A 12,943-nucleotide genomic window follows, 5' to 3' on the forward strand; every position below is an offset into this window, starting at 1 on the left:
ATGTCGTACGCCCCGCCCCCTGCGGGCCCCGCCGACTCCAACGCCAACCCGTTCAACCAGCGCGTCATCGAGGAGTTCCGCGCCAACTCCGGGCGCGTGGCAGGGGACTTCGAGGGCATCCCCCTCATCCTGCTCACCACCACCGGCCGCCGCAGCGGCCGCCCGCGCACCACCCCCGTCACCTATCTGCGCGACGGCACCGACTGGGTGGTCTTCGCCGCCAATGGCGGGGACGACGCCGACCCCGCGTGGTGCCGCAACCTCCGGCACGATCCGCTCGCCACCGTCGAGCACGAGGGGCGGACCCACCGCGTCCGCGCGCTCTTCACCCAGGGCGCGGAGCGTGACCGCCTCTACGCGCAACAGATCGCCGTCTCCCCCCAGTTCGCCGACTTCGAGCAGCGGGCCCGGCGCACCGTCCCCGTGGTCCGCCTGCGCCCGCTCGACCAGGGCCGCGGCATCCCCACCGCGCGCCGGGTGGACCACTACGCGTTCACCGTGCCCGACCTCGACCGGGCCGTCGGCTTCTTCACCGAAGGGCTGGGCGGCCAACTCCTCTACGAGGAAGGGCCGGTCGAGCGGAGCACCGGCGACTGGATGCGGCGCAAGCTCGACGTCCACCCCCGCTCCCGGGCCCGGATCGCGATGGTGCGCCTCGGCCCCGTCACCAACCTCGAACTCTTCGAGTACACCGCCCCCGACCAGCGCACGGAACCGCCCGCCCCCGGGACTGTGGGCGACCACCACCTGGCCCTGCGCGTGGGCGACCTCCCGTCCGCGACCCACCGCCTGAGCGGACTCCCGGGCGCGGAACTCCTCACGGCCACCGGGACGTACGCGGACTTCCGCCTCGCCTGCGGCCCACGGCTGCGCCTGACCCGCCTCCCGGAGCGTCCCGCACCGGCCGGTGCCCCGGCGGCGCCCGCCCGGTTCCGCGGCGACAGCCTCTCCTGGGCCGGCAGCGGCCGCCCGCCCGGCCTCCCCACGGCCCGTCACGTGGACCACGTGGCCTACACGGTGGCCGACCTCGACGCCGCCGTGGCCTTCTTCACCGGCGTACTCGGCGGCGAGGAGACCCTCCGCACCCCCGACGGCACCGTTGAACTGCGGCTCGGCCCCACCGACAACATCCTGCTCTCCCAAGGCACCCCGGGCACCCCACCGCGCAACAGCGACATCGGCGGCCACCACCTGGCCTTCCACGTCGACGACGTCGACCTCGCCGCGAGCCACCTGTCCACCGTCCCCGGCGTCCGCCTCCTCGGCAGCCCGGAAACCATCACGGAGGGCCCCCTCGCCGGCAACCGCTGGCTCTACTTCACGACGCCCATCGGCATCCAGATGGAGATCCTGCACATGCCGGACGGCTCCCTCCCCTACGAACAGCACACCCGCGCCCGCCGCGCCCCGTCCGCCGGCCACGAGTGGGAGGACCGGACCCTGTGATGCACTGCCGAGCATCCGAGGTCTCCGGCTGTGGCCCGATCCCCTTCGGCAACTCGGGCTGCGACCTGTTGTCATGCACTCCCACGGAATCGGGAGTGGCGGCCACCGGGGCTGCTCACCGCCATCGGGGACCTTCGGCAATACCGACAGCCGGAGGGCCCCTGACGCGGCTGCTGTCGGGCCCTCCATCACGACGAACTGCGAGGCTGGCCGAGCAGCACACAGCAGCCGCGTTGTCGCGTGCCGAGCGAAGAGGTCACCAGAGCGGGACAGCAGGGTCCGGGTAGGTCGTGTACTCCGCCGTGACCCGGTCGCCGGCCATCAGCAGGTCCGCCGTTTCGACTGCGTGGCCTGCGGGGTCGTACGAGGTTCGCTGGACCGCCAGGACCACCGCTCCGGGGACAAGGCCCAACTCCTTTGCCTCGGCTGGGCTTGATGGGCGTGCGAAGAGTCGTTCCACGATGCGGTCCACCGTGATTCCCGATCGGGCGAGCCGGTTCCGGTACGCGTCGGCCGAGGGGAGCCTGCTGCAGTCGGGCAGCACGGAAGCGGCGTGCACCTGGTCGTACACCACGTAGGACCGTACGTGGCTGTGCAGGTTTTCCGTCCCGATCCGTCGGCTCCGGGAGATGGACTCAAGCAACCGTGTTCCCGGTTCGACGCCCAGGCATGACGACAACTCGGAATTGGCAGCCAACGCGCAGTGGGTGACGATGACTTCTACGTCGCATGCCCCGCTTCGTGTTCCACGCCTGCTGTCCCACTGCGTCGACCCGGAGCTCCACCAGCACCTGGTGTCCCGGTACTCGATGAACTGCTGGACGGGGCGGACGAATGTCCGGCCCCCGGGCCGCCCCTCGATCAATCCCTCGGCTTGCAGGACACGCAGTGCTTGACGGACAGCCGGAGGATCGGCCCGGTACCGGGCGGCCAGAGCGTCCTCGTCCGGCAGCCGGGTTCCGGGGGCGATCAGCTCCTCCTGGATCCGGGTGCGGAGATCGGCGGCGATCTCTTCGGGTCGTTTGCGCATGCTCACCACTCCTTGGTTCGGTGGGTTGTTGGGGCACGGTCAGCTGTCTTCCGGTCCTTCGAGCGGGCGCCCCGGTGGCAGTCGCAGTCGCAGCGGTTGCTCTCGATGAGTGGCCCCTCGCTTGCGGGCGGTACCGGCGGGAGCCGGACTTCGTGGGAGCCGCGGCATTGCCCATGCAGGTGGGCGTACTTGGGGCCTGCGGCAGCGACGCGGCAGTGCTCCAGCAGCCGCTCAGGCATGGCTTTCTCCCCCCTTCTGCGGTGTGCGTTCGGCGTCGGGGTGGACAGCCGTGCCACCGGCTGCTCCGTTGGCCCTTGACCCGCTGTCCCCGAGGCTCTGTGGGGAGTTCGTCCCGTCCCGAGCCCTGGGGCTCCAGACGACGACCCAGGCGACAGCGCTCCCTGCCGACGGGCAGCGGACTCCGCATGTGTCGCCGCGCTCCAGGGCGGCGAGCAGGGCCCGCCAACGGCTGAGGGTCCAGGGCGCGGAGATGTCGGCTTCGACGAGAAGGCGGTCGGGTCGGTGGATCAGCCGGGGCGTGTAGCCGGCCGCTAAGAGGCGCGCTGCGATGTCGTGTGCTCGGGAAACGGGTGCGGGCACGGTGCGTCCTCCGTAGCGAGCCGCACACTCTCGGTGGGCTGGTTAATCGGGCTAGCCCAAGCTGAAGACGCTGCGTAGCCTGGTTAACTAACATTTCCCGGTTCAATAGATTGCCCGCATGCCTGAGCAGCCGCCCTACCTCGTCGTCGCCCAACTGATCCGGCAGCGCCTCGCCGGTGGCGAGTGGGGCCCAGGCGACCGGCTGCCGTCACGGGCCCTGCTCGCGCGCGAGTACGGCGTGGGGGAGATGGTCGTGCGCCGCGCGCAGCAACTCCTCATCGCCGAGGGGCTGCTCGAAGGCCGCGCGGGATCAGGGACCTTCGCGGCCGAGCCGCGCAAGCGGCTGTCGATGGTCCGGTCGCTAGGCCGTCGGCGGGGCGACGAGGTCCTGCTCCGTCCGGAGACGGCGAGCCTGGGCAAGCGCGGGACCTGGGAGTACAACACCGAGGTGAGGTGCCGGCGCCGCCGGAGATCGCCGGACGGCTCGGTATCGCCGAAGGCGGCCTGTGCGTCCGGACCGGCTACGAGTTCATGGTGGACGGCAAACCGGTCGAGCTGTGCACGAGTTGGGAGCCCTACAGCATCACCCAGGGCACCATCGTCGTCCTGCCCGAAGGCGGGCCGCTCGCGGGACGCGGAGTCATCGAGCGCATGGCCGCGATCGGCGTCACCGTCACCGAGGTGGTCGAGGAGCCCGAACCGCGCCGCGCGTCCGCCCAGGAGGCGAACTTCCTGGGCATCCAGCAGAGCGCGCTCGTCACCCACATCCGCCGCACGTACCTGTCCGACGACGGCCGGGCCGTCGAGACCGCGGACGTCGTCATCCCCGCCGCTCACTGCCGCATCGAGTACCGGTTCCCCGTCGACCGCGCATAGGCCGAGCGGTGGGATTCAGTGAGGTGCTGGTCGTCGCACCGCCTGGCCAGGTGAGTGGTGAACGCCAACTCGATGCGGTGCCCCGGGAGTCGTGTGTGCGCGACCTCAACCACCCGGCCGTTGACATCGATCGACGTCTTGCGTACGACGAGCAGGGAAACGCCCTTCTGCAGGCCGAGTTGCTCGGCTTCCCGGGCAGTCGGGGGCCGGGCCGTGACCCGTTCCACGATGCGGTCGAGTTCGATGCCGATGGTGTGAAGCTGGTGCTGGGTGCCACCCGGCCATGGCTCGTGGCTCGCGTCGAGCAAGTCCGGGTTCGCTGCCGCGAGGTCGTGGAGCAGATAAGACTCGGTGAGGTCGAACGGCTCATCCTCGTCCTGCGGACAGCTCCGGTAGATCCGTTTCAACAGCCGTGTCCCCAGGGGTACGCCGAAGGCGACCGCCAGGTCTTCGTCGGCCTCGGCCTCTTCGTATGCGGAGCTGAAGGCCCCGTCGGATGCGGTCGCACCAGTGTCGTGTTCGGGGGACCTGGTTGCCACGTGCTCCGTGTCTGCCTCGCGTACCTGGTCCTTCTCCCGCTGGTGACGCTCGTTGGTCCGCTCGATGCGCCGGCAGGACTCACGGACGAAGTTGCCGATCCCGTGACGCTTGTCGATGAGTCCTTCCTCGGCGAGCTGGGCCAGCGCGTCGCGCACCGTGGGCAAGCTGGCCCTGTGTTCCTTCGCGAGTGCGGTCTCGGTGGGAAGCCGGTCTCCGGGCTTGAACAGACCTGCTCGGATGCACTGTCGCAGGGTGTCAGCGATCCGCTCGTACTTCGCCATGTCGCGTCACCGTCCCGGGGCTGCCAACCAGGTCAGCGTAAGTCTGCACTCTTGAAGAAGAGTTGATGTCTTGAGCGGGAGCTTTTCTGTACGGACGGGCGGGGCCTGCTGTCGGCGCCCGGGCGATCCCGTCCGCAGGGCGCGGCGCATGCGTCAGGGCTGGGCCGACCCGGCGGGTACGGTCCGATGTGCCGGCGGGGCCGGCTGGGGAGCCCAGCGAAGCCAGCTGAGACGGAGACTGGGACCAGACGACTGTGAGCCCGGTCTTCTTCAAGATCGGGCCCACAGATCGTCCTGCTCACAGTGGTAGCGGTTGTCCTGGTCACGTTCCGGCCAAAGTGCCGCACGGTCTGTAGTCGGCTGGTAACCCGGCCCGAAGTGCTCGAAATGCCTCGTCGCTAGCGGGAGTTCGTGTACGGGCGAGGGGCATCCTCCTCCTCGGAGGCGTGCGTGGAAGCACACCCTCCGGCGATTAAACGCTCCATTCAGGCTCATCTATCCGTAAGGAAATCGTCAAGATTCATTAATGTCCTCGGCGCTCAGGGGGGGCGGCGACAGTGCCGCGCCTCGACTCAGAGAGGAGAGGACCATGAGGAAGTCCACGGCCAGGGGCCTGGCTGGTCTCGCCATCGGTGGTGTCGCGCTGCTGGGGGCGTCGCCGGCGTTCGCGATGGAGGCGTACTCGCCGAGCGGTCGCGCACACGCCTTCACGACCAGTTCCGACAGGGCCGTCAAGCTGGAGCAGTTGGGCCTCGGTATGTCGCATGCCGACTACTACCGCACGACGGACCCGAACGAGCCGTACCACCTGTGGAACAAGGGCGGTATCGGCACGACCGCGTCGAGCGGTGTGGGGAACACCGTCGTCAAGCTCCGTGTCTGCAACTGGGTCAAGGACAACAACGACGAGTGCGGCAAGTACGTGAACCACTGACTGGATCACGACGTCAGCGGTGAGTTGTGAGGTTCGCTGGCGAACAGCCAACTCATGCGGGAGGAGCGGCGAGGTGCCGCTCCTCCCGCTGCGCGTTTGAAACAGCACAAGGGATCAAGAGGCACCACTGTGGATCGGAATCAGAGAAGGACGGGCGTGGGGGACAGGCCGCTGGCAGTGCGAGGCCTCACGTATGAGGTTGCTGGCCGAACTCTTCTGCAAAACGTGGACATGCGGGTGGAGGCAGGTCAGTCGGTCGCGGTGGTGGGGGCGAGTGGAAGCGGCAAGAGCACACTCCTCGGCTGCATCCTTGGCCTGGTGAAACCGTCAGCCGGATCGATCGAAGTGGTCGGCGCTGATGTTGTGCGGATGCGGCAACGCAGCCTGGAACGCCACCGCAGCGCTCATATGGGTGTCATCTTCCAGTTCGGTGAACTGCTGCCGGAACTCTCGCCATTGGAGAACGTTGCGCTGGCGGGACTGCTGGCCGGTTCAGGCCCCCGCCGCGCATACGAGAGGGCTGAGAGGCTTCTTCGCGAACTCGGCGTACCGCTGAACGGGGTCGCGACGGGGCACTTGTCGGGTGGCGAGCGGCAACGTGCAGCTGTGGCGCGGGCATTGGTCAACGAGCCCAAGCTCCTGTTGGCCGACGAGCCGACTGGTGCTCTCGACCCCGCCACGCGTGACAGCGTCTCCGAGCTGCTGTTCGGTCTGCCAACGCGGTGGGGGTGCGGGCTTGTTGTCGTCACGCACGACGCCGCTGTAGCGGACCGAGCCGAGTGCAGCCTGGAGCTGCGTGGAGCAGCGCTCGTGGCGCGCAGCACGGAGGCTCACCCGTGACCCCGAAGAGACATTCACTGCGAACACAGTTGCTCCGCATGGGATGGGCTTCGGCACGCCGCACCCCCGGTGGCTCGATTCGGGCTGTCGCGTTGCTGCTGTCGGCCGCATTCCTGGCACTGGGGCTGTCCTCAGCCGTAGCGGTCTACGCCGCCTACGATGGCATCAGCGCGCGTTCGTCGGCTCGGGCGCTCCAGTACAAAGACGCGTCGCCCGGAAGCAGGACCATCGCCCGTGGCATCGACTCCTTCGACGAGGTGGACGGCCTGCAGTACAGCGTCGTCTACCTGCGTCCTGTCTCTGATGAAGTTTCCCGGCCTCCCGGCATCAAGAGTTGGCCCAAACCTGGTGAGGCGTTCCTGTCCCCCGGCCTCCAACGGGCACTGGCGGCAGAAGGCGCACAGGACCGCTTCGGCAAAGTCGTCGGCACCATCAGCGATGAGGGGCTGGCCAGCCCCGGCGAGAAGTACGCGTATGTCAACCCGACTGATCGGCAATACAACGCCAAAGACGCTCATGAATTGGTTGGGTTCGGCGGATCGGGCAGCGGGGCCTCCGGCGACATGCTGTTCATCGAAAATCGCGGAAGGCTCCTCACGGCGCTTCTGCTGATCCTCCTCCCTGCCGTGGCACTTGTCGTCGTAGCAGTGCGCATGGGATCTGATGGCCGCGATCGGCGCACGGCCCTGCTGAGCGCTCTGGGCGGCGGGCACCAATACCGGACATGGCTCAACCTTGGTGAGTCGGCCCTTCCTGTCGTGGTCGGAGCGCTTCTGGGAACCGTGCCGGCGATCGTGGTCATGGCGGTCCATGACGTACGTCTGCCGTGGATCAACTACTGGCTCTCTTCGGCGGACATACGCCGTTACGCGTGGGAGACAGCACTCTCCGGCAGTGGGGCAGCGTTCATCATCCTGCTGTTGGTTTGCGTACTCCATCGTCAGGGGCGGCGAGGCTCGAAGCGTTCGAGCCGTCTGGCCGCGCGGACGAGTCAGATCACACGATGGGCGGCGATGGCATGCCCAGTGCTGATCTTTGCCACGGTATGGGGTCCGCAGCAGCTGGATCCCGCGGAGTATTCCGACCTGAGAATGAAGTTCTACAACATTGGTGTGGTGCTGGTCCTGGCCACCCTCCCGGGTGCCGTCGCCTACGGCGCGTCCGTGCTCGGTACCCGCCTGGCCGGCTCGGCGCGCCGTACGGGCTCCGGTGGTCCCCTCGTAGCAGGCCGGTCATATGGCTGCCCATCCAGGTGTGACCTCCCGCTTGGTTGCGGGAGTGGGGATCGCCCTGGTCCTGGTCAGTCAGGTACAGCTGAAACAGATCCAGTTCGGTACCAGCGTCCTGGCTGCTCAGGAGACGGCTCACCGTGTGGGGAAGAGCCTGCTGCTGATGCAGCCCAATTGGGAAAGGGTCTCGCCCGGCGTCGTGGGCGCAGCACTGGGTCAGCTTCCAACTGACGTGACGACCCTGTCTGTCCATCGGAACGCGGATGCGCCGGACGCCCCTGTCCGGCTCGAAGGTTCTTGCAAGGCGCTGAAGGCCGTCAAGGTCCCGTGCTCACGCGGACAGGTTGCCGTCTCTCCCGCAGACACAGATCAGCGTGTCTTCGAGGCCATGCGCTGGTCCATTGGACTGGTGAGGCAGATCGATGTCACCCCGGCTCCCGCGCCCGGCATGCGCGACAAGCCTGCAGTGATTCTCCTGGTCTCTTCCAGCGGTGTGGACCTGCCTGTTGCGGATATCAGGCAAGAGTTCCGTCGGGAGCTTCCCGTTGACTCGGTCGATGTTGATGTCCCGGGAGGGTCCTGGCTGGTTGGGGCCAATACGACGGCAGCCCACGGGAGATGGGTCATCTTCCTTGGTGTGCCAGGGGTGGTGGTCATCGGTCTCACCATCGCTCTGGCCAACCTCGCGGAGTTCCTTCGCTTCAGCCGCAAGACGGCGCCCCTCTGCGTGCTGTCCGGCAAGCGCGGTATCTACTACTCCACGGCAGCGTGGTCCCTCCTTGCCCCGATGCTGGCTGCCATCGCTACCAGCATGGTTGTGGCTCTATGGCTCGCGACTCCTCAGGAGAATCCGGTCGCGGGGATCGAACTACCGCCGGGCCTGCTCACGGTCACGGGAGGGGCGCTGGCAATCCTGGCAGCCGGGACATGGCTCTGGGGCTCCCTCGCAGCGGTTCGACAGTCGTCTGCGTGGCGTCCCTACGGGGAGTGAATGGGCCTCGGGAGCAGTTTCGTACCGCATACCGGCGGCGTGCCCAGCGAGTCGTGCTCGTTGGGCCGCCTGCCCGTGCGACCGACGGGCCGGACGGGTCGGCCGAGGGTCCCGGCGGAGCCAACTGAGACCAGACGAACTGTGGGCCCGATCTTGTTCAAGATCGGGCCCACAGTTCGTCCTGCTCACAGCGGTAGCGGTGGGATTTGAACCCACGGAGGAGTTGCCCCCTCACACGCTTTCGAGGCGTGCTCCTTCGGCCGCTCGGACACGCTACCGAGAGGAAGCTTAGCCCAAGGGGGGCCGTGGTCAGAAATCCGCCCCCCGCAGGGGTGGCTCAGCGGGAGCGGAAGAAGTCGGTGAGGAGGGCGGCGCAGTCGTCGGCGAGGACGCCCTGGACGACTTCGGGGCGGTGGTTGAGGCGGCGGTCGCGGACGACGTCCCACAGGGAGCCGGCCGCGCCCGCCTTCTCGTCGACCGCGCCGTAGACGACGCGGTCCAGGCGGGAGAGGACGATCGCGCCCGCGCACATCGTGCAGGGCTCCAGAGTCACGACGAGGGTGCAGCCGGTCAGCCGCCACTCGCCGACCGAGCGGGCTGCCGCGCGGATCGCGAGGACCTCGGCGTGGCCCGTGGGGTCGCCGGTGGCCTCGCGCTCGTTGCGGCCGCGGCCGATGACGGAGCCGTCCGGGGCCAGCACGACGGCGCCGACCGGTACGTCGCCGGTGGCGGGGGCCCGTGCCGCCTCGGCGAGGGCGGCCCGCATGGCGGGCTGCCACGGGTCGCGTACGGGGTCGGGCGGGGTGTCGGGCCGGTGGGCGGGGACGGCTTCGTTCATCGCACCAGTGTGCGCACGCCCGAGGGGGCGGGCGTCAGCGGACCGCCTCCAGTACCTCGGTGCAGCCGAGCATGTCCGCGATCTCGCTGAGCGCGTCCTCGCTGAGCACGTGCAGTTCGCGCTCGCCCATGCCGAGGTCGGCGAGGATCTGCCCGTCGCCCAGCGGCCCGGCCGGCACCGGCTCGGCGGAGTCCGCGGCGGCCTCCTCGTCCTCCTCGGCCTCCGGTTCACCCTCCTCCGTGCCGTCGAGGTCGACGAGGCTGTCGAGGTCGCTGCCGGTGGTGTCGCGGCCGAGCAGTTCGTCGGCGAGCATCGCGCCGTACGAGCTGCGGGACGCGCTCGCGGCGTCCGAGAGGTAGACGCGGGGATCGTCCTCGCCGTCCACCCGCACGACACCGAACCAGGCGTCCTCCTGCTCGATGAACACCAGGACCGTGTCGTCGTCGACCGCTGCCTCGCGGGCCAGGTCGGCGATGTCGGACAGGGTTTCCACGTTGTCGAGGTCTGTGTCGCTCGCTTGCCACCCGTCTTCGGTGCGCGCGAGCAGTGCGGCGAAGTACACCGTGACTCTCCCACTGGTCATAGGCGGTGCCGGGCCGGGCGGGGACCACCCCGCCCACTCGGCATCGTGGCAGAAAGCTCGCCGTTGCGAGAGGTCTTCCGCGCTGCGTCGTGCAGCCGTCCGAAGAGATGTGCCTCACGTGGGGTCCGTACGGGCGTCATCTGCGCGGACGCGTCCTGGCCGCGTCACCGCCGCGTCACCACCGGAAGGTCCGCATCCGCATCTGTTGGCGCATCCGGGCCGCCCGGGCGCGGCGCGGTTGCACCCGGTCGCGCAGTTCCTTGGCCTCGTTCAGCTCGCGGAGGAACTGGGCGCGTCTGCGGCGGCGGTCCTCGTCGCTCTCCGGGCTCTGCTCGTCGTCGTCGGCGGTATCGGCGGTATCGGCGCTGTCGGCGGTGCCGGCGTCGGCGGCGTCGACCCCCCGCGCCGTACCGGGGCCGGGCCGCCGCGCGGCTGCCGGGCCCGGACCGGTGCCCGGGTCGTGGCCTGAGTCACGGCCCGGGTCGTGCCGTGTGTTGTCCTGTCGGGTGTCCGGGTCAGCCATGGGCGGCACCACCTCGCACCGAGATCCTCGCCCGGGGTGACAAAGACCGGGCGTACGTGCCCACTTTCCCCCTAAGTGGTGGTTTGATGCCAGTGCGGCGACAGACTGTCGCAGCTTGCCCGGGCGGGCCCGCCGCAGGACGCGCGGGCGCTGGTGCCCGAAAGCTCGGTTAATGTCGTTGTCATGCGGATCCACGTCGTCGACCACCCGCTGGTGGCGCACAAACTCACCACTCTGCGCGACAAGCGCACCGACTCCCCCACCTTCCGGCGGCTCGCCGACGAGCTGGTCACCCTGCTCGCGTACGAGGCGACGCGCGATGTGCGCACCGAGCAGGTGGACATCGAGTCCCCGGTCACGGCGACGACGGGCGTCAAGCTGTCCCACCCGCGCCCCCTGGTGGTGCCGATTCTGCGCGCCGGGCTCGGCATGCTGGACGGCATGGTCCGGCTGCTGCCGACCGCCGAGGTCGGTTTCCTCGGGATGATCCGCAACGAGGAGACCCTCAAGGCGGAGACCTACGCCACGCGCATGCCCGACGACCTCTCGGGCCGCCAGGTCTACGTCCTGGACCCGATGCTGGCCACCGGCGGCACCCTGGTCGCCGCGATCAACGAGCTGATCGCGCGCGGCGCGGACGACGTCACCGCGATCTGTCTGCTGGCCGCCCCGGAGGGCGTCGAGGTCATGGAGCGCGAGCTCGCGGGCGCGCCGGTGACGGTCGTCACCGCCTCCGTGGACGAGCGTCTCAACGAGGACGGCTACATCGTGCCGGGCCTCGGTGACGCGGGCGACCGCATGTACGGCACCGCGGGCTGAGAGCGGACGTCGGCGCGCGGCGCGGCAGCGCACGCACGTGACGAGTACGGACCGACGGGCCGGCCGGGGCACTCCCCGGCCGGCCCGTCGGCGCGTCAGCAGGTCACGGCGGAGGGCGCCGGGCCCGGGGCGTTCGCCGGCGCGACGCCCAGCGCGGACAGTGCCTTGTCGGCGTCCGGCTTCCCGGCGAGGTTCTTGAACTGGTTGCCGATGACCAGGTCGACGTCGGTGTCGCCCTGGCGCTGGTCGTTCTTGGTCTGGGTCCCGGACACCTGGGTGCCGAGCACCCGCAGCGCCGCGTCGGTCGCGGTGGGGCTGCCGATGAGCAGGCCCGTGGTCTCGACCTTCTTGTCGTAGAGGGAGGGGGCGTTCCCCACCTTGCCGATTCTGAAGCCGCGCTGTTTGAGCTCGTCGGCCGTGGTCTTGGCGAGCCCCGCGCGGGGAGTGGCGTTGTAGACGTTGACCGTGATGTCGGCGGGCCGGGGGAGCGGCCTGGTGGCCGGCTGCCCATCGGTTTTCGACTTGCAGTCGCCCACCTTGATGCCTTTCGCGCCTTTGTCCCGCGCTGCCTGCGTCGTGCTGCCGCCACCGGTGAAGACGTCGACGAGCTGGAGCGTCCCCCAGCCCGCCAGGCTGAGCGCGGCGGCTGCGGCGAACACGGCGAGCACGATCCTGCGGCGGTTTCTGGGGCGGCGCATGTGCGGGAAGCGATGGCCCGTGATGCGGTACTTACCACCCATGCCGGGAGGGGTGAGCATGCTCATGGGCGCAGCGTAGTGCGGGGCGGAGCCGCTGCCTACTAAATGATCAATGGGTTCGCGCGGGGCTACCCGAAAGGCCCAACAACGGCTGGAAACCGTCCCCTTGGCCTGCCGCTCGGCCCGGCCGGCGGGCCGGGCCCGGCGCGGGGTCAGCCCAGTTCGAGGACGCGCGCGTGCAGCACCTGGCGCTGCTGGAGCGCGGCGCGCACCGCGCGGTGCAGCCCGTCCTCCAGGTAGAGATCGCCCTGCCACTTCACGACGTGCGCGAAGAGGTCGCCGTAGAAGGTGGAGTCCTCGGCGAGCAGGGTCTCCAGGTCGAGCTGCTGCTTGGTGGTCACCAGCTGGTCCAGTCGCACCGGGCGCGGGGCGACGTCCGCCCACTGCCGGGTGCTCTCCCGGCCGTGGTCGGGGTACGGCCGCCCGTTTCCGATGCGCTTGAAGATCACACGGAAAGCCTACCGGGCGAGCGGCTCCCGGCGCAGCCACGGCGCGGGAGAGCGAAGGCGACAATCGGCCGGTCCTCAGCCTCCCCCGTTATGTTCTTCGCGGTCCTGCAAGAGGGCCGCTGGCCTCCGGGCCCGGCATGGCTGTTCCCCCCTGTCGAACCGATGACCTGGGGGGTGGTGCCACCGGGCCCGAGAGGCGCCGTTGG

At 69.4% G+C, this 12,943-nt stretch carries 13 protein-coding genes, 1 tRNA gene and 1 pseudogene; 7 read left to right on the forward strand and 8 right to left on the reverse strand.

Going from position 1 to position 12,943, the window contains the following annotated elements:
- Positions 1-1,446 (forward strand): nitroreductase/quinone reductase family protein, encoded by a 1,446-nt coding sequence (locus ACFP1Z_RS07150; RefSeq protein ID WP_390315038.1) that lies wholly within the window; start codon positions 1-3, stop codon positions 1,444-1,446.
- A 256-nt stretch (positions 1,447-1,702) separates the two neighbouring features.
- Here the strand turns inward: ACFP1Z_RS07150 and ACFP1Z_RS07155 are convergent, their stop codons facing one another.
- Positions 1,703-2,476, reverse strand: a complete 774-nt coding sequence (locus tag ACFP1Z_RS07155; RefSeq protein ID WP_390315039.1) for a GntR family transcriptional regulator — start codon at positions 2,474-2,476, stop codon at positions 1,703-1,705.
- 718 nt (positions 2,477-3,194) lie between these two features.
- Here ACFP1Z_RS07155 and ACFP1Z_RS07160 point away from each other — a divergent pair.
- A pseudogene (locus tag ACFP1Z_RS07160) lies at positions 3,195-3,952 on the forward strand (GntR family transcriptional regulator).
- Here ACFP1Z_RS07160 and ACFP1Z_RS07165 read toward each other — a convergent pair.
- Positions 3,910-4,773, reverse strand: coding sequence for a GntR family transcriptional regulator (locus ACFP1Z_RS07165; protein ID WP_390315040.1), 864 nt, complete (start codon positions 4,771-4,773; stop codon positions 3,910-3,912). The pseudogene ACFP1Z_RS07160 and the gene ACFP1Z_RS07165 overlap by 43 nt on opposite strands.
- A 589-nt stretch (positions 4,774-5,362) precedes the next feature.
- On the opposite strand from ACFP1Z_RS07165, the gene ACFP1Z_RS07170 reads away from it, so the two are divergent.
- The 4 genes from ACFP1Z_RS07170 to ACFP1Z_RS07185 all read left to right on the forward strand — a co-directional run bounded on the left by ACFP1Z_RS07170 (position 5,363) and on the right by ACFP1Z_RS07185 (position 8,767).
- Positions 5,363-5,707 carry a hypothetical protein gene (locus tag ACFP1Z_RS07170; RefSeq protein ID WP_390315041.1) on the forward strand — a complete coding sequence of 115 codons (345 nt, stop codon included), beginning with the start codon at positions 5,363-5,365 and terminating at the stop codon, positions 5,705-5,707.
- A 216-nt stretch (positions 5,708-5,923) separates the two neighbouring features.
- Positions 5,924-6,547: an ABC transporter ATP-binding protein gene (locus ACFP1Z_RS07175; protein WP_390315071.1), complete on the forward strand. Its 624-nt coding sequence runs from the start codon at positions 5,924-5,926 to the stop codon at positions 6,545-6,547.
- A 38-nt stretch (positions 6,548-6,585) separates the two neighbouring features.
- Positions 6,586-8,007 (forward strand): FtsX-like permease family protein, encoded by a 1,422-nt coding sequence (locus ACFP1Z_RS07180; protein WP_390315042.1) that lies wholly within the window; start codon positions 6,586-6,588, stop codon positions 8,005-8,007.
- A 178-nt stretch (positions 8,008-8,185) separates the two neighbouring features.
- Positions 8,186-8,767 (forward strand): hypothetical protein, encoded by a 582-nt coding sequence (locus tag ACFP1Z_RS07185; protein WP_390315043.1) that lies wholly within the window; start codon positions 8,186-8,188, stop codon positions 8,765-8,767.
- A 191-nt stretch (positions 8,768-8,958) separates the two neighbouring features.
- Here ACFP1Z_RS07185 and ACFP1Z_RS07190 read toward each other — a convergent pair.
- From ACFP1Z_RS07190 to ACFP1Z_RS07205, 4 genes are all read right to left on the reverse strand, one after another.
- Positions 8,959-9,045 (reverse strand) — tRNA-Ser (locus tag ACFP1Z_RS07190).
- Positions 9,046-9,104: 59 nt separating this feature from the next.
- On the reverse strand, positions 9,105-9,605 hold the full coding sequence (tadA, locus tag ACFP1Z_RS07195; protein ID WP_390315044.1) for a tRNA adenosine(34) deaminase TadA: 501 nt from the start codon (positions 9,603-9,605) through the stop codon (positions 9,105-9,107).
- A gap of 34 nt (positions 9,606-9,639) precedes the next feature.
- The gene (locus ACFP1Z_RS07200; RefSeq protein ID WP_390315045.1) at positions 9,640-10,167 is read right to left on the reverse strand and encodes a tRNA adenosine deaminase-associated protein; all 528 of its coding nucleotides are present in this window, start codon (positions 10,165-10,167) and stop codon (positions 9,640-9,642) included.
- Positions 10,168-10,363: 196 nt separating this feature from the next.
- Positions 10,364-10,711 (reverse strand): hypothetical protein, encoded by a 348-nt coding sequence (locus ACFP1Z_RS07205; RefSeq protein WP_390315072.1) that lies wholly within the window; start codon positions 10,709-10,711, stop codon positions 10,364-10,366.
- Between the two features lie 183 nt (positions 10,712-10,894).
- Between ACFP1Z_RS07205 and upp the strand changes: the two genes are divergently transcribed.
- On the forward strand, positions 10,895-11,530 hold the full coding sequence (upp, locus tag ACFP1Z_RS07210) for a uracil phosphoribosyltransferase (RefSeq protein WP_390315046.1): 636 nt from the start codon (positions 10,895-10,897) through the stop codon (positions 11,528-11,530).
- A gap of 95 nt (positions 11,531-11,625) precedes the next feature.
- Here the strand turns inward: upp and ACFP1Z_RS07215 are convergent, their stop codons facing one another.
- Complete coding sequence (locus tag ACFP1Z_RS07215) at positions 11,626-12,294, reverse strand: LytR C-terminal domain-containing protein (protein ID WP_390315047.1); 669 nt, start codon at positions 12,292-12,294, stop codon at positions 11,626-11,628.
- Positions 12,295-12,440: 146 nt separating this feature from the next.
- Positions 12,441-12,737 (reverse strand): type II toxin-antitoxin system VapB family antitoxin, encoded by a 297-nt coding sequence (locus ACFP1Z_RS07220; protein ID WP_003986294.1) that lies wholly within the window; start codon positions 12,735-12,737, stop codon positions 12,441-12,443.
- Positions 12,738-12,943: the final 206 nt, after the last annotated feature.

Origin of the sequence: Streptomyces gamaensis, from assembly GCF_042656465.1 — a bacterium.
Classification (GTDB): Bacteria; Actinomycetota; Actinomycetes; order Streptomycetales; family Streptomycetaceae; genus Streptomyces; species Streptomyces gamaensis.

Coding starts and splice junctions, on each gene's coding strand:
- ACFP1Z_RS07150 (WP_390315038.1), top strand. CDS start 1: ATGTCGTACGCCCCGCCCCCTGCGGGCCCCGCCGACTCCAACGCCAAC.
- ACFP1Z_RS07155 (WP_390315039.1), bottom strand. CDS start 2,476: ATGCGCAAACGACCCGAAGAGATCGCCGCCGATCTCCGCACCCGGATC.
- ACFP1Z_RS07165 (WP_390315040.1), bottom strand. CDS start 4,773: ATGGCGAAGTACGAGCGGATCGCTGACACCCTGCGACAGTGCATCCGA.
- ACFP1Z_RS07170 (WP_390315041.1), top strand. CDS start 5,363: ATGAGGAAGTCCACGGCCAGGGGCCTGGCTGGTCTCGCCATCGGTGGT.
- ACFP1Z_RS07180 (WP_390315042.1), top strand. CDS start 6,586: ATGGGATGGGCTTCGGCACGCCGCACCCCCGGTGGCTCGATTCGGGCT.
- tadA (WP_390315044.1), bottom strand. CDS start 9,605: ATGAACGAAGCCGTCCCCGCCCACCGGCCCGACACCCCGCCCGACCCC.
- ACFP1Z_RS07205 (WP_390315072.1), bottom strand. CDS start 10,711: ATGGCTGACCCGGACACCCGACAGGACAACACACGGCACGACCCGGGC.
- upp (WP_390315046.1), top strand. CDS start 10,895: ATGCGGATCCACGTCGTCGACCACCCGCTGGTGGCGCACAAACTCACC.
- ACFP1Z_RS07215 (WP_390315047.1), bottom strand. CDS start 12,294: ATGAGCATGCTCACCCCTCCCGGCATGGGTGGTAAGTACCGCATCACG.